Below are 20162 nucleotides of genomic sequence, written 5' to 3'. Positions count from 1 at the left end.
TCGCTATGTTAAAATCAAAAAAATTATATGAATTGGTACTTTTATGCACACATATCAAGCAGCTGAAAACGCACTTAAAGATAAAGTTATTTTAATAACAGGCGCCGGTGATGGTATTGGCCGAGTTGCAGCAATTACGTATGCAAAATACGGCGCTACAGTTATCTTATTAGGAAAAACAACTAATAAACTTGAATGTGTTTACGATGAAATTGTTAATGCTGGCTACCCTAAACCTGCAATAGTCCCTATGGATTTAAAAGGCGCAACGAAGCAAAACTACCGTGACCTTGCTGCAACAATCGAATATCAGTTTGGACGCCTTGATGGGTTGCTTAATAATGCAGGTATTTTAGGGTCACTCGGTCCGCTTGAACATTTTTGCTCATCTACGTTCGAAAACATAATGAAAGTAAACGTGACTGCACAAGCAATGATCACTAAAGCACTTTTTCCTGTTCTTCGTAAGTCTGATAATGCATCGATAGTATTTACGTCATCAGGTGTAGGCCGCAAAGGTCGTGAATTTTGGGGGCCTTATGCCATCTCAAAATTTGCAGTAGAAGGTATGATGCAAACATGGGCATGTGAAGTAGGTAAAACGAATATTCGTGTAAACTGTATTAACCCAGGCGCTACTCGCACTTCAATGCGAGCTGCTGCATATCCAGGTGAAGATAGAGACGCACTTGCTACACCAGAGGATTTAATGCCTACATATTTATATCTAATGAGTGACGATTCAAGTGAAGTGAATGGCGAATCGTTAGATGCTCAAGTAAAAAAGTAATTTAGAGTTTAAATAGTTTAAACAACACACATTAAAAAAGCCGCAATTAGCGGCTTTTTTGTGTTCAATAAATAACTAATTGATTATTTACGTTTAGTCGGCTTAACACGCTGATTGTGCTTTTTAACTGCTTTACGAATTTGATTGATTTTAGCGCGTTTATCTTTGCGTTTTTCAGGCATAACAGAAAGCTTAGTTTGTGTTTCGCGGCCTAATTTAACGGTTTTACGCAAGTAGTTTACTGTTTCTAAATCATACTCCATCCAACCACCTTGTGGCACGCGCTTATCAAGCTCTAATTTACCGTAACGAATACGAATAAGACGAGATACTTCCGCATCTTGAGACTGCCATAAACGACGAACTTCACGGTTACGCCCTTCATTTAACGTTACGTTAAACCAACGGTTAACGCCTTCGCCACCCATAGGGGTTACAGTCGTGAATTTGGCTGGACCATCTTCAAGTTCAACACCACGTAGTAAGTTTTTAACCGTCTCGTTGGTTACTTCACCAAATACACGTGCAGAGTATTCACGCTCTACTTCATAGCTTGGGTGCATTAAACGGTTTGCCAGTTCACCATCGTTTGTAAAAAGCATTAAACCCGATGTATTAACGTCTAGTCGACCAACCGCAATCCAGCGATCGCCATCAATACGAGGAAGTCGGTCAAATACAGTACGACGCCCTTCAGGATCTTTACGTGTGCTTAACTCACCTTCTGGTTTGTTATACATAATCACACGACAGATTCGGTCTGCTTTTTCTTCGATTTTTACACTGTGTCCGTCAACACGAATCAAATCGGTTTCTTCAACACGGTCACCTAACTTTGCCACTTTACCGTTTACACTAACGCGGTTTGCGTCAATGTATTTTTCCATTTCACGGCGTGAGCCTACGCCTGCACGGGCTAAGACTTTTTGTAACTTTTCACCTTGTATAATACTCATTCGGATGGTTCTCTCACAGAAGGATCGCTCAATAACTGGTTAATTTTACTTTGCTGCTCTGTTGGCAACGCAGGTAAATTTTCAAGTCCAGTTAACGAAAAATAATCTAAAAATTGCTTAGTAGTTGCATATAAAGCCGGCTTTCCCGGAACCTCTTTATGCCCTACCACTTTAACCCACTCTCTTTCGAGTAAGGTTTTAATAATATTCGAACCCGTAGTAACACCTCTTACTTGCTCAATTTCGCCGCGTGTAATGGGCTGCCTGTATGCAATAAGTGATAATGTTTCCAGTAAAGCACGCGAGTATTTTGGTGTGCGTTCTTGCCACAAGTTATTTAACCAAGGGCTTAAACTACTGCATGCCTGAAACCGATACCCACTACCAACTTCAACTAAGCGAATACCACGAGTTTGAAAATGCTCTTGTATTGTATCTATTGCGTCATTTATTCGTGCCATAGAAATAGCTAAATCTATTAATACGATGTCTTTAAGGTGGCGTTTACTAACAGGCTTATCTGCAACAAAAATAGCTGCTTCAATGATCTCAACTAGTTGTTCATCACTAATTCGCCGACCCGCCATACACACTCTTAACAAATAAAAATACACAGCCATCTATTATGACAGAACAACACCAAACTAGGAAAATATATCTATCAAATAACTAAATTTAAAACACAAAAAAGCCAGTGACTAGCACTGGCTTTAATCTTACTTACTAAAATGGTAACTATTAGTTACTTTTAAAAGCTTCTAATGCATCATCTTCAGCTACTGCGTTACCGTACTTTTTAATGTAACCCATAAACTCGCTTTTACTGATGCGCTTATCTTGGTTTTTATCCATGTAACCAAAATGATTTGAAATATCATCATCGTTACCTTCAACTACCGAGATATAGCCATTGCTGTCGTTATCTAAGCTTGAAAAACTGCTTTCAATTTTATCGAATTTAGCAATTTCAGCTTTAAATGCCGACTCACTTACTTCAAAATCAGTGGCTACTTTGCCATTATTAAGCTTCATATAAGTGTTAAATTCTTTGCGGCTAATTTCGTTATCCATATTGGTATCAATATTTGAAAAATGGCCCCAAATGCTATCGTCATCAGCTTCAACTTTTGAGATGTAGCCATCGCTATCATTATCTAAACTTGCAAAGTCACTGTCTATTCTTTCAAGACCTTGATTAGATGAACAAGCCGCTAGGCTTAATGATGCTAAAATAGTGGCTGCTAATGTTAACTTTTTCATAAGACGTATCCTTCGTAATTAATTAAATGTCACTTTAACTAATACAAATCCAATGCCAATAATAGTTAACTTATAATAATCAATAACTTAATCTCTATCGGTGTATTTATTAAACAGTTTCAATAAGTTAAGCTTGCAAGCTTTGCAAACAACCTTGTAATTTTTGCAAAAAAATACCCGGTAAAAACCAGGCATTTCAAATTTACTTATTATAGTTAAGCTAATAATTAGATTGCTGCGTTTTGGTAGCGTTTAACAAACTCAGTAACGTTTTGACCATTACATTTTAATGAGTTTAGGTTACCAATTTTTTGACGAACAGGTGCTAAACCTTGTTTTAAAGCCGTCATACATAATTGAGTTTCTTGTTGAGCGTCTTTTGCAAATACTTCTACTTTCTCAACTGATGCGTTGCTTAATGTCGTTTTTTTAGCAATATCACGAATATCTTCACCATTACATAAAATGCTTTTAGAAAAACGAGATAGGTAAACACCGTGCTGGGCAGCTTCTTTACGAGCAACGCTAAAGCCTTCGTTTGCACTTAGTACACATAACTTAGACTCAATTTTGTTATCTTGGCTAAAGTAAGTATTGCTTTGAGCTGACGCAGTTGCAGATGCTAGTAAAGCAGTGGCTAAAAGTAGTTGAGTTTTCATGAGAGATCCTATTTGAACGAGCTAAACAAGTGAATTTCGCGCATTATATATTCAATAAAGTTAAGTTCAATTGAATTTTTTATTTATTTAAATAATTAATATTGTATTCACAATGTTTAAACTTTACCCATCATTTGATCAACATTTGCGCAGCTATTATCTCAATTCAGTCATGTTATGTACGCGTATTTACTGATACAATTTAATCTATTAAATAGAACCAATTTTAAGGTAAATTTTATGAAAGTGATTTCTTTCAATATCAATGGTCTGCGTGCTCGTCTTCACCAATTACAAGCAATTATCGACAAACATCAACCAGACGTTATTGGCTTGCAAGAGATTAAAGTTCACGACGAAGCATTCCCATTAGAAGATGTACAAAAAATGGGATATCACGTCTACTTTCATGGTCAAAAAGCGCATTATGGCGTAGCTATGTTATGCAAAAAAGAGCCTAAATCGGTCTTAAAAGGTTTTGCCACCGATACAGATGAATCGCAAAAACGCATGATAAGCGTCACTGTTGAACAAGAAAACGGTCGCGACCTTACTGTCATGAATGGCTATTTCCCACAAGGTGATAATATTAATCACGAAACTAAATTCCCTTATAAACGTCAATTTTATAAAGATTTAATGACACACCTTGAAACCAATCACACACCCGATCAAGACGTCATCGTTATGGGTGATATCAACATATCACCTACCGATTTAGATATTGGTATTGGCGAAGTAAATGCTAAACGTTGGTTAAAAACGGGTAAATGTTCTTTCCAACCGGTAGAGCGTGAATGGCTTGCAACATTACTCAATTGGGGTTTTAAAGACACCTTTAGAGAGCAAAACCCCGAAACAGACGATCAATACTCATGGTTTGACTATCGCTCTAAAGGGTTTGTAGATAATCGAGGACTTCGTATAGATGTAGTGCTTGCAACCAATGAGCTTGCAGCACGCTGCATAGATACAGGTATTGATTACGAACTTCGCGGTATTGAAAAACCGTCAGATCATGCCCCTATATGGTCAACATTTAAGTAATTATTATGCTCAGCCTAACACTGCAGGGGCTACTTTGGGCTCTTGTAATTATTATTGCTCTATTAAGCTTTGATAAAAAAACATATAAAACATTGCTTAATACGCCAGTCCGTCAAACTGGCGTACTTGCGTGTGCGTTAGTGTTTGCAGTGCTTTGGCGAATAAAGGCTGGCATTTTAACTGGCCTTGATTTACACATACTAGGTGTTACGGCTGCTACATTAATTTTAGGCTGGCGATTGACTATTTTAAGTAGCCTACTTGCCACAGCCCTACTCGCTGCCTTTGGTCAAATTGAACTTGAGCTGTTACCAGTACAACTGCTTATTGGTGCGTTTATTCCTATTTTATTGAGCTATCTTGGCTTTATAATTAGTTACCAATATTTACCTCGTCATTTTTTTGTTTATATATTTGTTTGTGCGTTTATAACCGCAGGATTTATAGCCTGTATAAAAATAGGCCTAGGTGCTTTATTTTACTTAGCTATAGGGCAATACAATTGGCAAGAACTTGCAGATAACTACGTTTATTTAAGTGCCATAATTTGGTTTCCTGAAGCAATGCTCAACGGCATGGCTATAACAATTATGATCACCTATCGCCCGCATTGGGTAAAAACTTTTTACGATAAGGACTACCTAGGCTCATGAGTCTTGAATATCAATGCCCGCTTTGTAACCTAGCACTTTTGAAAACTGATTCAACACTTCGTTGTGCTAACAACCACAGCTTTGATTTTGCTAAAGAAGGCTATGTTAATTTACTGCCTGTGCAACAGAAAAATTCAAAACAACCGGGTGATTCACTTGAAATGGTACAAGCCAGACGTGCATTTTTAGAGCGTGGGTATTATCGTTTTTTACAGCAAAGCCTTAGTGATATTATCAGTAATATAAGTGCGAGTACTATTATTGATTTAGGATGCGGTGAAGGGTTTTATACCCAAGCAATCGCGAATAAAACAAATGCTGTTGTATACGGTGTCGACATTTCAAAATCAGCGGTTAGATATGCAGCTAAGCGCTACCCTAATTGCCAATTTAGTGTGGCATCAATCAGCCAAGCGCCCTTTAAAAGCCAATTTGCTGATGTACTTGTAAGTGTATTTGCACCTTTGTTTGAGCAAGAGCTTGAACGCCTAGCAAATCAAAACGCAACATTAGTAGTTGCAAGCCCAGGACCTTGTCATTTAAAAGAGCTAAAATCGTATATATATTCAGAAGTAAACGAACATACTGAAATAGCCACTCCAAAAGGGTTTCAAAAATCAGAGCAGATCCTTTTAACAGAGCATGTAGCGCTTAGCTTTACTGATATTAAAAACTTAATAATGATGACGCCATTTGCATGGAAATTTAGACCCGAGCACTGGACAGCTCTCGAAGAAAAAGGTGAACACACTGTCACCTTATCGTTTTATATTACTCAGTTTACCAAAATAGATAATGATGTAACTCCCTAAAACTGCTCTTTAGTAAACGCCCTGTCCATTTTATCAAACATATCTTTAAGTAAATTGGCAAGCTCCATATAACGGGGCTTGTTTTCACTTAACTGCGTTTGATATCCATTAGCTGCCATTTTAGTGTACAGCTCGTTATACCATTTTTGCATCGCAGGCTCTAAAGGCGTTTGCGCTCGCTTACCCAACCAAAATAAACCTTGTAATGGTAAAGATATAAAAAATAATGCACTTGCAATGGCTTGCGGTAAAAAATCAGAACCCAAGTAATTTAGCTGAAAAAACAATGTTAGCATGGCTAAGATTGGCATTACTGTAATGGCAAGCTCAGTCGCTCTAATTACCCTAAACTCTAAAAACAAAGGCGCAAGCTCTTTGCGCATTGGCCATTTTTTACCATACAAACGGCCTGTTTGTAGTTGTGACATCACACTTTTTTGCATCATGACTCCTCACAGATACTGCTTTTAAATACAATGGAAAAACGAGCTATACGCAAAGTGTAACACAAAATGAAAGAGTTACACTTTCTCAGTAAAACAGCTTAAATTTACCTTTTAATGGCGAACAATCCTAACTTAAACATCTTAATTAAGGTAAAGTATTTAACATTGCGTTAACTACTTTGCAATTGAACATTCAATTGTTTTAGCTTTACTTAATACCGTAAGTGTAACGATTACGAATTAACGTTTACTTACTAAATTTGTTTATGGAAATTGAATCTATGCCAACAACCTCTCCTGAATCACAACACGTTTTAGTTTTAAATTGTGGTAGCTCTAGCTTAAAGTTTGCCATTATTGATGCGAACGATGGTCACGAAATCATTTCAGGCCTTGCTGAACGCTTAGGCGACAAAGCACCCTCTATTAAATACAAATTTAATGGTACTAAAACAATTATCGACTTAGCGGCTAATCAAGCTCATGCTGAGGCTATAAATACGCTTGTAAGCTTAATAAAAGCTCACAACTTAGACGAGCAACTTATCGCAGTGGGCCATCGTGTTGTACATGGCGGCGAGCACTTTACGCAATCGGTATTGATTGACGAAAAAGTAATTGCAGGCATTACACAGTCTGCAACGCTTGCGCCGCTTCATGGGCACTCTAATTTACTAGGTATTTCATCGGCGCAGGCATCGTTTGAAGGTTTGCCACAAGTCGCGGTGTTTGATACTGCATTCCACCAAACTATGAATGAAGTTGCCTTTCTTTACGCTCTTCCATATAAGTTGTACACCGAGTTTGGTGTTAGGCGTTATGGTTTTCACGGCACAAGTCATTTTTATGTTGCAGGGCAAACAGCAAAGCTGCTAAAGCAACCTATCGAGCAAAGCAATTTTATTAGTGCCCACTTAGGTAACGGTTGTTCTGTATGCGCTATTAAAAATGGTAAGAGTGTTGATACCAGCATGGGACTAACGCCTCTAGAGGGGCTGATAATGGGCACACGTAGCGGCGATATTGACCCTGGTTTATTTAACTTTTTAACCACTCAACTTGATTACACAGCCCAGCAAATTGATAACCTACTAAATCAAAAAAGTGGCTTGTTAGGTATTAGCGAGCTTTCTAACGATTGCCGTACCATTGAAGAAGCCGCTTTGGCCGGGAATAAAAAAGCGATACTCGCAATTGAAATGTTTTGCTACCGACTTTCAAAACAAATCGCGGCGTATATGGTGCCATTACAGCGCCTTGATGCTGTTATATTTACTGGTGGTATTGGTGAAAACTCAGATATTATTCGTGAAAAAGTAATTACACAACTTGCCTTTTTAGGCATTAATTGTAATCCGCAAGCCAACCTCAATGCGCGCTTTGGTCAAGAAGGCGTTATTAGCTGTAAAAATTCACACGTCAAAGCAGTAGTAATGCCAACTAATGAAGAATGGGTTATTGCCCTTGATGCTGCAAATATTGTAAAGGAGCTTTAATATGGCACGTCGTATTATGTTAATTCCTGTTTCTACCGGTGTGGGTTTAACGTCGGTATCAGTTGGTTTAGTGCGTGCACTTGAACAAAAAACAGTTAAAGTTAACTTTTTTAAACCAATAGCTCAGCCACGTTCAGGTGAAACAGGCCCTGAAAAATCAACGCAAATAGTCACTCAAGGCTCACCTATTAACCCACCAATGCCTTTTGCACTTGATTATGCTGAGCAAATGATTGGCGACGGTAAAGGTGATGACCTACTAGAGGAAATTGTTGAACGCTTTGAAAGTAAAATAAACGACGACGAAGTCGCTATTATTGAAGGTATGGTACCTACTCGTCGCCAACCTTATGCTGGGCGTGTAAACCGCGAAATTGCGCAAACACTCGGCGCCGAAATTGTATTTGTACTTACCCCAGGTAATTACACCATTACTCAAATAGAAGACCGCCTTGAAATTGCAGCAGGTAACTATGGTGGTATCGATCACCCTCGCGTACTGGGCTGTATTTTTAATAAAGTAAATGCGCCACTTGATGAAGAAGGTCGTGCACGCGCCGATTTAGTCGATGCCTATAAACCTGAAGAGCTTGAAAACGAGTTAAATCGTTTAGCATCCCTACCTATTTTTAAAAAAAATCCGTTTATGTTACTTGGTGCAATCCCGTGGGATTTTGACTTAGTAGCGCCGCGCGTAAAAGACTTAAGCGCATACTTAAAAGCCACGATTATTAACGAAGGCGATATGCTTCATCGTCGTCTGCGCCGTATTACTTTTTGTGCTCGTACGGTTTCAAATATTTTAAATTATTTTACGCCAGGCGCTTTATTAGTAACACCGGGCGATCGCTCTGACATACTTGTTGCTGCGTGCTTATCTGCTATGAACGGCACTAAACTTGGCGCTATATTACTCACCGGTGGTTTTGAGCCAGAGCCACGTATTATGGCCTTGTGTGAGCAAGCCATGCAAACCGGCTTACCAATACTCGCAACCGATGCAGACACGTGGCGTACATCATTACTACTGCATAACTTTAATATGGAAGTACCAAATGATGATGACCAACGTATTGAAAAAGTAAAAGATCACAACGCAGAGCATATCAATTCAAGCTGGCTAGATACTCTAGCTAAAAGTGTAGGTAAAACGCGTAAGTTATCACCACCCGCATTTCGTTACTTACTTACCACTAAAGCGCGTAAAGCAGGTAAAACCGTGGTTCTACCAGAAGGTAATGAACCTCGTACAATTAAAGCGGCTGCTATTTGTGGTCAACGCGGAATTGCTAAAACTATATTACTAGGCGATCGCGAAGAAATAATGCGTATTGCACAGCAGCAAGGTATTGAGCTAAACGAACATGTAAGTATTATCGAGCCTCAAAGCATTATTAATGATTATATTGCGCCTATGGTCGAAATTCGTAAAAGCAAAGGCCTAACTGCCGTAGTAGCACAAGAGCAACTACAAGATAACGTCGTACTGGGTACAATGATGCTTGAGCAAGGTAAAGTAGACGGTTTAGTATCGGGTGCAGTAAACACTACGGCAAATACAATTCGCCCACCACTGCAATTGATTAAAACAGCACCAGGGTCATCACTAGTATCATCTGTATTTTTTATGCTACTGCCTGACCAAGTGTTAGTTTACGGTGACTGTGCGATTAACCCAGACCCTAATGCTGAACAACTTGCAGACATAGCGATTCAATCTGCCGACTCTGCAGCTGCATTTGGCATAGAGCCGCGTGTTGCCATGATCAGCTACAGCACGGGCACGTCAGGTACGGGTGCCGATGTTGAAAAAGTACGTGAAGCCACAAAAATTGCAAAACAAAAACGTCCTGATCTAATTATCGACGGCCCACTACAATACGATGCCGCTATAATGGAAAACGTAGCACTTAAAAAAGCACCTAACAGCCCTGTAGCCGGTAAAGCGACCGTATTTATATTCCCAGATTTAAATACGGGTAATACCACGTATAAAGCAGTACAACGTAGTGCCGACTTGATAAGTATTGGCCCTATGCTGCAAGGTATGCGTAAACCTGTAAACGATTTAAGCCGTGGTGCATTAGTTGATGATATTGTGTATACAATCGCCTTAACTGCCATTCAGGCAGCTCAAACAGAAGCGCTATTTACTCATTAAACGTAACGTGTGCTTTTTATAGCCTAGCTATTATTTATTTAATAATTAACTAGTTAGGTTATTTATACCCTGCAACCCCCATACTTATCCACAGAAATTGTGGGTAAGTTTTTACTCCCTTCTTTTATCTACTTATTTACTGCTGAGTTAGTCGTTGTTACACCTTTAATTTAAAGCCAATAATCTATACTATAAAGCTATCAATATTGCTGTTCGCAGGCTTTTAATGTCAAAACAAACATTACAATTACACAGCACCATTTTATCTATACACAGTTTAGATGTAGATGCCGACATACCTGCGGCACTTTTAAAGCAATCTTTGTTTTTTATTTCTAAAACCCATGATGAACTTTCAATTGTATGCCCAAGCGATTTTGAAGTAAAAAGCCTGGATACCGAACCCGACTGGCAAGCTTTAGAGGTTGTAGGTCCACTTGGCTTTTCGTTAACCGGAATTATGGCTAATATTTCAGGGGTATTAGCGCGCGCTAAAATTTCTATCTTTTCAATCTCAACCTACGATACTGATTATATTCTCATAAAAAAACACACTGCAGAAAATGCTATTTCCGCTTTAAAAAAAGAGGGTTATAACGTGGTGGTAAACTAACTTATGAAAGCTCAAAAAATTGACTATTTAGCTCAAAATAAAACGCCTCTTAATGCAATAAATATTACCAGCCCATTTACAGGTAAAGTAATTGAACTGAAAGAGCACCCAGAACCTTTTTTTCGTTTTGGCACTCTGGGCCCCGGTATTATGGTGCAACTAACAAGTCATAAAATTTTAGCACCGTTTGATGGAACTTTATTACAAGTAAAAAATGCAGGTACTGAGTTTATTCTACAAGCTAATAATGGTCTAAAAGTCTTGATTAACTTAACTATTTTTGATTCACAATCAATTACGCATACTCATATTGCGCAACTCAATGGTAGCAAAATATGCAAAGGTCAACGCCTTGCTTATTTTGATTTACGAGAACTTGATACTCCAATGCTTGCTAGTTTAATTTTACTAAACGGCCATAACCTTGGCACATTTCATTACTCGCATTCGCATGTAAATGCGGGTGAAGACACCCTATTAACTATTATTAAGAAGAACTAGATTTATGATCACTCTATACGGCATTAGCAACTGCGATACGATAAAAAAAGCTAAAAAATATTTAACCGATAACAACATCGAATTTACGTTTCATGACTACCGCAAAGATGGCGTAAATGAGCAAATGGTGAGTGAATTTGCAGACAAGCTCGATTGGGAACAACTCGTTAATAAACGTGGAACAACTTATCGCGCATTAACTGATGAGCAAAAACAAAACCTAACTAAAGAAAGTGCTATCCCATTGTTGGTTGAACAACCTGCCATGATCAAACGTCCAGTACTGGTAAACAATGGCAGTTACCATTTAGGTTTTAAAGCAGCCCAATACGACGAGATTTTTAAATAATGACTAATGACGTAATTCAACTCGCCCAAGCGCTAATCCAACGTGAATCGGTAACGCCCGAAGATGCTGGCTGCCAACAAAAGATGAACGATCGCCTTGCTGCGGTTGGTTTTAATATAGAATCATTATTTTTTACCGACACACTTAATACTTGGGCTCGAAAAGGCACACAATCGCCGCATTTTTGTTTTGCTGGTCACACCGACGTTGTACCAACAGGCCCTGAAAAAAATTGGCAACACCCGCCGTTTTCAGGATTAATAAAAGATGGCCTACTGCACGGGCGTGGCGCTGCCGATATGAAAGGCTCATTAGCCGCAATGCTTGTAGCAACCGAACGTTTTGTTACTAAACATCCAGATCATAAAGGCTCTATTTCTTTTTTAATCACTTCTGACGAAGAAGGACCGTTTGTAAACGGGACTACTCGCGTAATTGATACGCTAGAGGCACGCGGTGAAAAAATTGATATGTGCCTAGTAGGCGAACCCTCATCACGAGATGTATTAGGCGATGTTGTTAAAAATGGCCGAAGAGGCTCACTTACCGCTTATCTAACGGTTAAAGGCGTACAAGGTCATGTTGCCTACCCACATTTAGCACAAAACCCAATTCATCTAGCAACGCCTGCACTTACTGAGCTTAGCCAAACGGTGTGGGATAACGGAAATGAGTACTTCCCAGCAACTAGCTTTCAAATTTCGAATATTAATGGCGGCACAGGTGCTGGTAACGTGATCCCGGGTGAACTAGAAGTACAGTTTAACTTTAGATTTAGCACGCAAGTAACACATGAGCAATTACAACAGCGTGTAAATGACATTCTACAAAAGCATAACTTAAATTATGAATTAAGTTGGATAGTAAATGGCTTACCTTTTATTACCGAGCACGGCCCGCTTGTTGATGCCACAGTTAAAGCGATTAAATCAGTAACCGGTTTAACCACGAATCTAGAAACTACCGGCGGCACATCAGATGGTCGCTTTATTGCACAAACAGGCGCTAAAGTAATTGAACTAGGTCCACGTAACGCCACTATCCATAAAGTGGATGAATGCGTAAGTACCGATGATTTAATAGCCCTTACCGACATTTACGAGCAAATATTAGAGCAACTTTTAGCATAATGGATGTAACTAAACCAACACCAATAATGTGTATCACAGGGCAAAGTGATACACATTTAACTGATATACAAAATCATCGCTTGCACAGCGCTATTATCAGCGACTTTTTAGCGCTGCAAAGTGCAGCACAAAAAGCAGGATTTGAGCTTACTATTGCCTCAAGTTTTCGCGACTTTAATCGTCAATCAATTATTTGGAATAATAAGTTTTTAGGTATTCGACCTGTTTATAATAAACAGCAAAAGGTTGTAGATTTAACTAAATTAAATGATGTAGATAAATGCATAGCAATAATGCTCTACTCTGCATTACCTGGGGCAAGCAGGCACCATTTAGGCACCGATTTAGATGTGTTTGATAAAGCTGCGGTAAGTGATGATTATAAACTACAGCTAACACCTGATGAATACCTGCAAGGTGGGCCGTTTGCGCCTTTAAGTAATTGGCTTGATACTAACTTAGATAAATTTGGCTTTTATCGCCCTTACCAGCATGATTTAGGTGGTGTCGCACCTGAGCTTTGGCATATAAGCCATATTAAGCAATCGCAATTATTAGTGAATAAGCTTAGCGAACAAGTACTTTTTGAATGCATAAAAAACAGTGAACTACAGGGTAAGCAGGCAATACTTGATAACTTACCCGCTATTTATACACGCTTTGTAACGAACGTTAGTCTGCCATAAAGAACTTGTTTAAGTGGTATCACACCTTCTTTTTATTTAAGATAAATACCAGCACAGCCCCTAATATTAACGAGCTTGCTATTACAAACTCCATTGTTACCTGCTCTGATAAAAACAAGACCCCGGCCACGGCTGCAAGTACAGGTACACAAAGCTGCACAACAGCAGCTTGGGTACTTTTAAGCAGTGGCATAGCCACATACCAAACACTGTAACCAATTCCAGACGCTATCGCACCCGAGGCACATGCAAGCAAAACCCCTTCAATACTCATATTTTTTAAATAACTCATACCAACAAGTAATAAAACAGGGATAGCCACTAAGCTTCTTATAAAGTTAAACCCTGTAGTACGCAGTGGCGATACGCACACTTTACCGCGAATACTGTAAATACCCCATGCCACACCACTGAGTGCCATAAGTGATGCACCTAATAATGACGGTACAGCAGCAGATGGCAGCATTAAATATACAAACCCACCTAGCGCCACTATAAACGCGCACCACTGAAGCACACTCAACTGCTCTTTTTGATATATACCCCAGCCAATCATAGTGAGTTGCACGGCTGAAAACAAAATCAGTGCACCGGTGCCTGTATCTAGCTCTACGTATGCAATCGAAAAACAAAGTGCATAAACTAATAGGCTTATACTGCTTCGCCAGCTTCCTTTATCACTTAAAATAGCGTGGTTAAATGTGCCTTTTCGTTTTAAATTATGAGTATAAATAGCCATTATAATGCCCAAACACGCAGCACCACTGAGTAAGCGAATAACTGTAAAGTTCCAAGCATCTATATAGCCTACGGCTAAAGCCATTCTGCAAAAAAGAGAATTTGCAGCAAACGCAATTAAAGCAATGATTGTGTACAACGTAGCTTTCAAAAAAATTCCTTAGCAATAAAAACAAATTACAGCGTTATTTCAATTAATTAACTAATTAACCTACTAAGCTAAAAACATTGTCATAAGCGCCTATAAAACCGCTAAATGAGCAGCACATTTAAACAGGATTGGTATAACTGTGCAAAGAGAGAATTTAGTTTTAATAAATTAGATCATTTATACTAAAATCTTAGCCGCATTTGCAAAATACGGTGTCTACAACACAAGATATCCTTTTAGTATTTTTCATATACGACTTAATGAGTAGCAATTACTTCATTTAAAAAATTCATTTATCGTTACGCTTTAGGGATCATTGTATTCAATAAGACCAATAAAGTACCTTAAGCATTTCACTATTGTTACTCAACAAGAAAAATTCACACTTTGTTCACCAATATCATTTTATATTCTCATACTGACAAGCAAATTTACTCTACGATTTTTTACAATATTTCACACATTTAGCTAAAAATAATATGTTAATGTATACAGGTAAATTAAGAGGAGTGCGCAGTGCGCCTAAGTATAATTTTAAGCTTTTGTTGGATTTTAAGTGGGTGTAGCACAATGGGCTTTAATGACCTATTTAATGACTATGCCACGCAAATGACACCAATAAGAAATGCGGTCGAAAAAAATAATATCGAAGAAGCGCAATCTCTTATTGCTAATAATAGCGCCATGCACAGTAGCTACTTACTCAATCAACTTGAGCAAGCTCGCTTAAACGACTTAGCCAACACACCAGAGGGTGCACAAAGTAAGTTTGAAAACGTGTATACCCAAATGCAAAAAAAACGCGAAGGTGCCAAAATACAAGTAAGTGCAGGGCTTGAACAAAGTAATGCATTATTTACTAACGACTCAGCAATAACCTATGTACCACCGGCTTACGAAATGAGCATGCTACACAGTTATAAAGCACTTAACTATGTATATAAAAATGATGTAGAGGGTGCTTTAGTTGAAATTCGTCGTGCTAATAAAGTACAAGTTGATGCACTTAGCGAAAATGACGCAGAAGTCGACTCAACAGTTAAAGAAGCGCAGCAGCACTACCCTAGCATGGGTAATGTGACCAGAGATGTAAAAAATGGCTTTCAAAATGCCTACACATTTTATTTATCTGCTTTGCTTTACCAAAGTGCTAAACAGTATGACGATGCTTATATTGATTATAAAAAAGCACTGGCTATACAACCTAACAATATTTATTTACAGCAGGACGTAATGCGCCTTGCTAAAAAACAAGGGTTTGACCAAGACCTAAGCGAATTTAAAAAACGTTTTAGTGATGCACCCACTATTTCTGCAACACAAGGCGAAGTAATTGTTTTATTTGAACAAGGCTTAGTACCAAAACAAGATGAATTTAAACTGCGCTTACCAATTTATTCATCACGCGGCGATGCACGCTTTTACAGCCTTGCAATGCCAGTATATAAAGATAATGCCTATGTGCGCCGCCTTAATAATATAAACATAGATGCACAAAGCTTAGAGCTGAGCCCATTAGTACACATTGAAGCACTTGCAGCAAAAACATTAGAGGATCAAATACCTGCAAAAGTAGCTCGTCAAGTACTTAGATTAGTAGCTAAAGAGAAAGTGCGTGCAGAACTTGCTCGCAGTGCAGGTGATGTAGGTAACATACTTGCTAATATTTATAATTTGGCGTCTGAGCAAGCTGATACACGTAGCTGGCTTACACTTCCAAATCAAATAAGTGTTGCAAGGCAAAGCCTAAATACAGGTGAGCATTCTGTGCATATAGGCACACAAGCACCTATAAATTTTACCGTTAGTAAGCAAGGGTTAACGTTAATTTACTTAACCTCCGTCAATAACTACTTTAATTACCACGTAGTTCAACTTTAGGAGCCATCATGAAATACATAGCGCCATTATTAGCAGTCTTAATGCTCAGTGCATGTTCCAGCAAACCGGTTACATCGGGTATTTCTGTTGAACAAAATAAAAATCAGTTTAATGAGCAATTACGTGTAGATAACCCAGAGCTCGGTAAAAAGCTGGCCATTACTGATGTTAAAACACGTCAAACCAACCAGTTAACCGATGTAGTAGTGACACTTTCGAGCCAGTATAAAAAATCACAGTATTTGCAGTATCAATTTAATTGGTTTGATAAAGACGGCTTTGTTATTAAAGGCAATCATTCACCTTGGCAAGCACTCACCTTATTTGGTTTTGCAAAAACACAATTACCGGGCTTAGCACCTAGCTCTGATGCGGTTACCTTTTCTTTAGCAGTAAGAGAAGTGTCTACCGAATCACAAGAATTTAAAGATTAAAGGAAACAACCATGATCATCAGTAACAAATTTAAAACAGCATCAACTTACGCTTTAGTTGGCTTGAGCGCTTTAGTATTAAGTGGCTGTGCTAATAAAGCCGTAGTAAGTTATGGCGATGCACAAGCAGTAGAAACAACAGATATTAATTTTGGTTCTACCGACTTACAAAAAGTAGCGAGCCAAATGACCGACTCATTACTCAGCTCACCTGTTGTTGGCACAATGACCGCTAATAAACGCCCTGTAGTATTTGTTGAGCGTATTAAAAATAAAACCAGCGAGCACATTGATACAGAATCAATCACCGATTCAATCTCAACACAAATGCTACGCAGCGGTAAGTTCCGTTTTGTAGATATGACCCGTGTTGAGTCAGTACGTGAGCAATTAACGTTTCAAAATGAAGATGCTCTTGTTAACCCTGCAACAGCCGTTGCATTTGGTAAACAAATTGGTGCGCAATATATGTTATATGGGAACTTATCAAGCATCGTTAAATCAAATGCCGATAAATCAGACGTATACTACAAATTTACAATGCGTTTAATGGATATGGAAAGCGGCCTAGTTGAGTGGGCAGACGAAACTGAAATTCGTAAAACTAAAGAAAAATCAACCTTTGGCTGGTAGCCAATACCAATCTGCTTATATATGGGGTCTATTTAACGTTAAGAAAATTACGCTAGTACTAGGCAAAAATTTTTGTATTTAGTTTTTCTAAATAAAAAATTTTTAACGACGTTATAGCGCAATTTAATTCGTTAAATTGATCAAAGATTTATGCAGGTTGGTATAAAAGGAGCAAGTTATGAAAGCAATTACTGTAATTATGTGCGCTTTACTTACAATAAGCGCGCCTACGTTTGCTAAATACGAGCGCAATAAAGCAGTCCCTGTGCAGCAAGTTTTATTTGGTGACGTAAAATCGGTACGCAATATTACCGAACAAGAAATCATTCAAGACAAAAACAACGGCTGGAAAACCTTCGGCGGTGCATTACTCGGTGGCGTAGTAGGCAACCAGTTTGGTGGTGGTAGCGGCCGCACAGTAGCAACAATATTAGGTTCGGTAATTGGCGGCAGTGTTGCACATAATAGGCAGCAGCAAAGTCATTATCAGCAAAATCACTTTGTAGAGTTATTAATACAAGTTGAAAATGGCGACCAGTTTATGGTTGTTCAAGATCAGGACCAATCAATGCGTTTTAGCAAAGGCGATAACGTAAGATTAGTGTACTTGAACGACAACACAGTGCGTGTAGATAAAGCGTACTAGGGCGTGCTGAACTTTGGTGGTTGAATTTGCAGCAGAATGTTTGGTATTTAGACAAGGCAGAGCCTATGAACTGTGGTTGTTCCCTATAAATAGGCGATAACGCAGCATAAATGCCAAACATGCGCTGCCCGAAGGGTTCTGCCTAGCGGCAATTAACTCTTTGTTGCCTACATGGATGTAGGTAAGGGGCGTGAGCAGGACGCGGAAGCTTTGCTCGGTTTTTACTTATTCTTACATGGATGTAAGCCAGTAGAGTAACGCAGGAGCAGTTACCGAGCCCACTAGGTTACAAACCTCGCGTCGTGATTTAATCGCCCCTAGATTGAACAAATTTCAATCCACAAAGATCAACACGCCCTGTTAATATATTCATGACTAAAGTAAAAAACGAGCCAAATTTGGCTCGTTTTTTTTATTATTTTTTTAATAACTATACTTGGCGATAGTCTTTAAAAAAGCGCTTCATTTTTAACATCGCATCCAATAAATCATCTTTGCTTGGTAAAAAGACCAACCTAAAATGATCAGGATCTGGCCAATTAAACGCCCTGCCATGTACAAGTAATATTTTTTCGGCTTTTAGCAAATCGTACATCATCTTTTCATCATCTTTGACGTTAAAAAGTGCTGTATCTACTTTGGCAAACGCATAGAGTGCGCCTTTAGGTTTTTTACAACTAATGCCTTCAATATCATTTAATCCGCGCCATGCAATATCACGCTGCTCATACAAGCGACCACCCGGGTTTATTAGACTATCAATTGATTGCACGCCGCCCAAAGCCTGTTGAATCGCATACTGTGCAGGTACATTTGCGCACAAACGCATAGATGAAAGTATTTCTAGGCCTTTGCGTAAATCATCCATTACCGAGGTACGACCGCTTAGAACCATCCACCCCATTCTCAGCCCCGCTGCACGGTAGGTTTTAGCTAAACCATTAAAAGTAATAATAGGCACATCGTCGCAAAGTGAGCCGATTGAAGTATGCGTTATACCATCGTATAAAATCTTTTCGTAAATTTCATCGCTCAATAACAGCAGTTTATGTTCACGCGCTATATCAATTAATTGCATTAACAAATCATCACTGTAAACCGCACCAGTAGGATTATTAGGATTAATTAATACCAGAGCTTTAGTTTTAGACGTGATTTTACTTTTTATATCGGCAATGTCCGGAAACCAATCTTGCTCTTCATCACATAAATAATGTACCGGATTACCACCCGATAACGTGACCGAAGCAGTCCAAAGTGGATAATCTGGAGCAGGAATAAGCACTTCGTCACCATTATTTAATAGCGCTTGGGTGATCATCTGAATAAGTTCGCTTACGCCATTACCAATATAAATGTTATCTACATCTAAATTATGTAATCCACGTTGTTGGTAGTGTTGATAAATAGCCACGCGGGCTGAATAGAGGCCTTTAGAGTCACAGTAACCTTGGGCTGAATATAAGTTGCGGATAATATCGCGGTGCATATCTTCTGGCATATCAAAACCAAAAGCAGCCGGATTACCTATATTCAATTTTAATACTTTTTGACCTTCGTCTTCCATTTTTTTAGCTTGCGCTAAAACCGGCCCACGAATGTCATAACATACACCTTCTAGTTTGTGACTCTTTTTAATATCAGACATTTTTACCTCGACTAGTGAGTCTTTAGACTAACCTAGTAAAGGCGCAAAATGCCAGTGTATTTGATTACTTAATACTGAAATAAATTCACGTTTCAGTTTCAATAATTAACGAGATGCTAACCATTCATTTAGCTTAGCTTGAGAGCCTGTTACTTGGGCCATTAAGCTATTAGATGCGTCGATGGCTTCAGCTAAGTTATCTAGGTTTAAATTTTGTTCAATAACGCGAGATACTTCAGCAAGGCTTGAAGCACCAAACTGCGCAGCGTTAGATTTTAGGCTATGAGAATGACGAATCGCCGCTTCTCTGTCTTTTCCAATGGTTGCTAAAACTTCAGAGCCTAAACGCTCAAACTCCGAGCAGCAAAAATCAAGTGTATCAGCAAACTGCTCACCCAATAACGATTCCATACTCTCTAATGCTGATGTATCAATATTTATTTCTGTCATATTTTAAGCCCTTAAAACAATCC

At 38.7% G+C, this 20162-nt stretch carries 23 protein-coding genes; 15 read left to right on the top strand and 8 right to left on the bottom strand.

What is annotated here, in order from left to right; genetic code table 11:
- Window positions 1-43: 43 nt before the first annotated feature.
- Entirely contained in the window at window positions 44-790 is a 747-nt protein-coding gene (locus I6F42_RS05490) for a YciK family oxidoreductase (RefSeq protein ID WP_007375386.1), read from the top strand.
- Window positions 791-873: 83 nt separating this feature from the next.
- On the opposite strand, the gene rluB is transcribed toward I6F42_RS05490, so the two are convergent.
- The 4 genes from rluB to I6F42_RS05470 all read right to left on the bottom strand — a co-directional run bounded on the left by rluB (window position 874) and on the right by I6F42_RS05470 (window position 3665).
- Window positions 874-1746: a 23S rRNA pseudouridine(2605) synthase RluB gene (gene rluB, locus I6F42_RS05485; protein ID WP_007582584.1), complete on the bottom strand. Its 873-nt coding sequence runs from the start codon at window positions 1744-1746 to the stop codon at window positions 874-876.
- On the bottom strand, window positions 1743-2333 hold the full coding sequence (gene scpB, locus I6F42_RS05480) for an SMC-Scp complex subunit ScpB (protein ID WP_197151334.1): 591 nt from the start codon (window positions 2331-2333) through the stop codon (window positions 1743-1745). The genes rluB and scpB overlap by 4 nt, the downstream gene beginning before the upstream one ends.
- 151 nt (window positions 2334-2484) lie before the next feature.
- Entirely contained in the window at window positions 2485-3006 is a 522-nt protein-coding gene (locus I6F42_RS05475; RefSeq protein WP_197151324.1) for an EF-hand domain-containing protein, read from the bottom strand.
- Window positions 3007-3233: 227 nt separating this feature from the next.
- A complete protein-coding gene (locus I6F42_RS05470) occupies window positions 3234-3665 on the bottom strand; it encodes a hypothetical protein (protein ID WP_007582577.1) in 432 nt (143 codons plus the stop codon).
- 240 nt (window positions 3666-3905) lie between these two features.
- Here I6F42_RS05470 and xthA point away from each other — a divergent pair, with 240 nt between their 5' ends.
- From xthA to I6F42_RS05455, 3 genes are read left to right on the top strand one after another with little or no spacing between them, the layout of a single operon-like run.
- On the top strand, window positions 3906-4712 hold the full coding sequence (xthA, locus tag I6F42_RS05465) for an exodeoxyribonuclease III (protein WP_165727397.1): 807 nt from the start codon (window positions 3906-3908) through the stop codon (window positions 4710-4712).
- A 5-nt stretch (window positions 4713-4717) separates the two neighbouring features.
- The gene (locus tag I6F42_RS05460) at window positions 4718-5365 is read left to right on the top strand and encodes an energy-coupling factor ABC transporter permease (protein ID WP_197151322.1); all 648 of its coding nucleotides are present in this window, start codon (window positions 4718-4720) and stop codon (window positions 5363-5365) included.
- Window positions 5362-6177: a putative RNA methyltransferase gene (locus tag I6F42_RS05455; protein WP_197151319.1), complete on the top strand. Its 816-nt coding sequence runs from the start codon at window positions 5362-5364 to the stop codon at window positions 6175-6177. The genes I6F42_RS05460 and I6F42_RS05455 overlap by 4 nt, the downstream gene beginning before the upstream one ends.
- Here I6F42_RS05455 and yfbV read toward each other — a convergent pair.
- Window positions 6174-6620 carry a terminus macrodomain insulation protein YfbV gene (gene yfbV / locus I6F42_RS05450; protein WP_007582569.1) on the bottom strand — a complete coding sequence of 149 codons (447 nt, stop codon included), beginning with the start codon at window positions 6618-6620 and terminating at the stop codon, window positions 6174-6176. The genes I6F42_RS05455 and yfbV overlap by 4 nt on opposite strands.
- Before the next feature lie 284 nt (window positions 6621-6904).
- On the opposite strand from yfbV, the gene I6F42_RS05445 reads away from it, so the two are divergent.
- The 7 genes from I6F42_RS05445 to I6F42_RS05415 all read left to right on the top strand — a co-directional run bounded on the left by I6F42_RS05445 (window position 6905) and on the right by I6F42_RS05415 (window position 13559).
- Window positions 6905-8119 carry an acetate kinase gene (locus tag I6F42_RS05445; RefSeq protein WP_197151317.1) on the top strand — a complete coding sequence of 405 codons (1215 nt, stop codon included), beginning with the start codon at window positions 6905-6907 and terminating at the stop codon, window positions 8117-8119.
- A gap of 1 nt (window position 8120) precedes the next feature.
- The gene (gene pta, locus I6F42_RS05440; RefSeq protein ID WP_197151316.1) at window positions 8121-10280 is read left to right on the top strand and encodes a phosphate acetyltransferase; all 2160 of its coding nucleotides are present in this window, start codon (window positions 8121-8123) and stop codon (window positions 10278-10280) included.
- A gap of 226 nt (window positions 10281-10506) precedes the next feature.
- Complete coding sequence (locus I6F42_RS05435; protein ID WP_007582563.1) at window positions 10507-10893, top strand: ACT domain-containing protein; 387 nt, start codon at window positions 10507-10509, stop codon at window positions 10891-10893.
- Window positions 10894-10896: 3 nt separating this feature from the next.
- On the top strand, window positions 10897-11394 hold the full coding sequence (locus I6F42_RS05430) for a PTS glucose transporter subunit IIA (RefSeq protein WP_007582561.1): 498 nt from the start codon (window positions 10897-10899) through the stop codon (window positions 11392-11394).
- 4 nt (window positions 11395-11398) lie between these two features.
- Window positions 11399-11743 carry an ArsC family reductase gene (locus tag I6F42_RS05425; protein WP_197151315.1) on the top strand — a complete coding sequence of 115 codons (345 nt, stop codon included), beginning with the start codon at window positions 11399-11401 and terminating at the stop codon, window positions 11741-11743.
- Complete coding sequence (dapE, locus tag I6F42_RS05420) at window positions 11743-12873, top strand: succinyl-diaminopimelate desuccinylase (protein WP_197151314.1); 1131 nt, start codon at window positions 11743-11745, stop codon at window positions 12871-12873. The genes I6F42_RS05425 and dapE overlap by 1 nt, the downstream gene beginning before the upstream one ends.
- Window positions 12873-13559 carry a M15 family metallopeptidase gene (locus tag I6F42_RS05415; RefSeq protein WP_197151307.1) on the top strand — a complete coding sequence of 229 codons (687 nt, stop codon included), beginning with the start codon at window positions 12873-12875 and terminating at the stop codon, window positions 13557-13559. The genes dapE and I6F42_RS05415 overlap by 1 nt, the downstream gene beginning before the upstream one ends.
- A 19-nt stretch (window positions 13560-13578) precedes the next feature.
- On the opposite strand, the gene I6F42_RS05410 is transcribed toward I6F42_RS05415, so the two are convergent.
- Window positions 13579-14448, bottom strand: a complete 870-nt coding sequence (locus I6F42_RS05410; protein WP_197151306.1) for a DMT family transporter — start codon at window positions 14446-14448, stop codon at window positions 13579-13581.
- 516 nt (window positions 14449-14964) lie between these two features.
- Here I6F42_RS05410 and I6F42_RS05405 point away from each other — a divergent pair.
- The 4 genes from I6F42_RS05405 (at window position 14965) to I6F42_RS05390 (ending at window position 18041) form a co-directional block, all read left to right on the top strand.
- The gene (locus I6F42_RS05405; protein WP_197151305.1) at window positions 14965-16329 is read left to right on the top strand and encodes a COG3014 family protein; all 1365 of its coding nucleotides are present in this window, start codon (window positions 14965-14967) and stop codon (window positions 16327-16329) included.
- An 8-nt stretch (window positions 16330-16337) separates the two neighbouring features.
- On the top strand, window positions 16338-16763 hold the full coding sequence (locus I6F42_RS05400; RefSeq protein ID WP_007582549.1) for a YcfL family protein: 426 nt from the start codon (window positions 16338-16340) through the stop codon (window positions 16761-16763).
- An 11-nt stretch (window positions 16764-16774) separates the two neighbouring features.
- On the top strand, window positions 16775-17395 hold the full coding sequence (gene lpoB, locus I6F42_RS05395; protein WP_007375407.1) for a penicillin-binding protein activator LpoB: 621 nt from the start codon (window positions 16775-16777) through the stop codon (window positions 17393-17395).
- A gap of 178 nt (window positions 17396-17573) precedes the next feature.
- Window positions 17574-18041 (top strand): glycine zipper 2TM domain-containing protein, encoded by a 468-nt coding sequence (locus I6F42_RS05390; RefSeq protein WP_008134100.1) that lies wholly within the window; start codon window positions 17574-17576, stop codon window positions 18039-18041.
- A gap of 430 nt (window positions 18042-18471) precedes the next feature.
- Here the strand turns inward: I6F42_RS05390 and I6F42_RS05385 are convergent, their stop codons facing one another.
- Complete coding sequence (locus tag I6F42_RS05385; RefSeq protein ID WP_197151304.1) at window positions 18472-19689, bottom strand: pyridoxal phosphate-dependent aminotransferase; 1218 nt, start codon at window positions 19687-19689, stop codon at window positions 18472-18474.
- Between the two features lie 105 nt (window positions 19690-19794).
- Complete coding sequence (locus tag I6F42_RS05380; RefSeq protein WP_007582543.1) at window positions 19795-20139, bottom strand: Hpt domain-containing protein; 345 nt, start codon at window positions 20137-20139, stop codon at window positions 19795-19797.
- Window positions 20140-20162 lie beyond the last annotated feature (23 nt).

Source organism: Pseudoalteromonas sp. SWYJZ12 (genome assembly GCF_015864395.1).
Classification (GTDB): Bacteria; Pseudomonadota; Gammaproteobacteria; order Enterobacterales; family Alteromonadaceae; genus Pseudoalteromonas; species Pseudoalteromonas arctica.
Note: the sequence above shows the minus strand (reverse complement) of the source record. Positions and strands in the feature narration are given on the sequence as shown.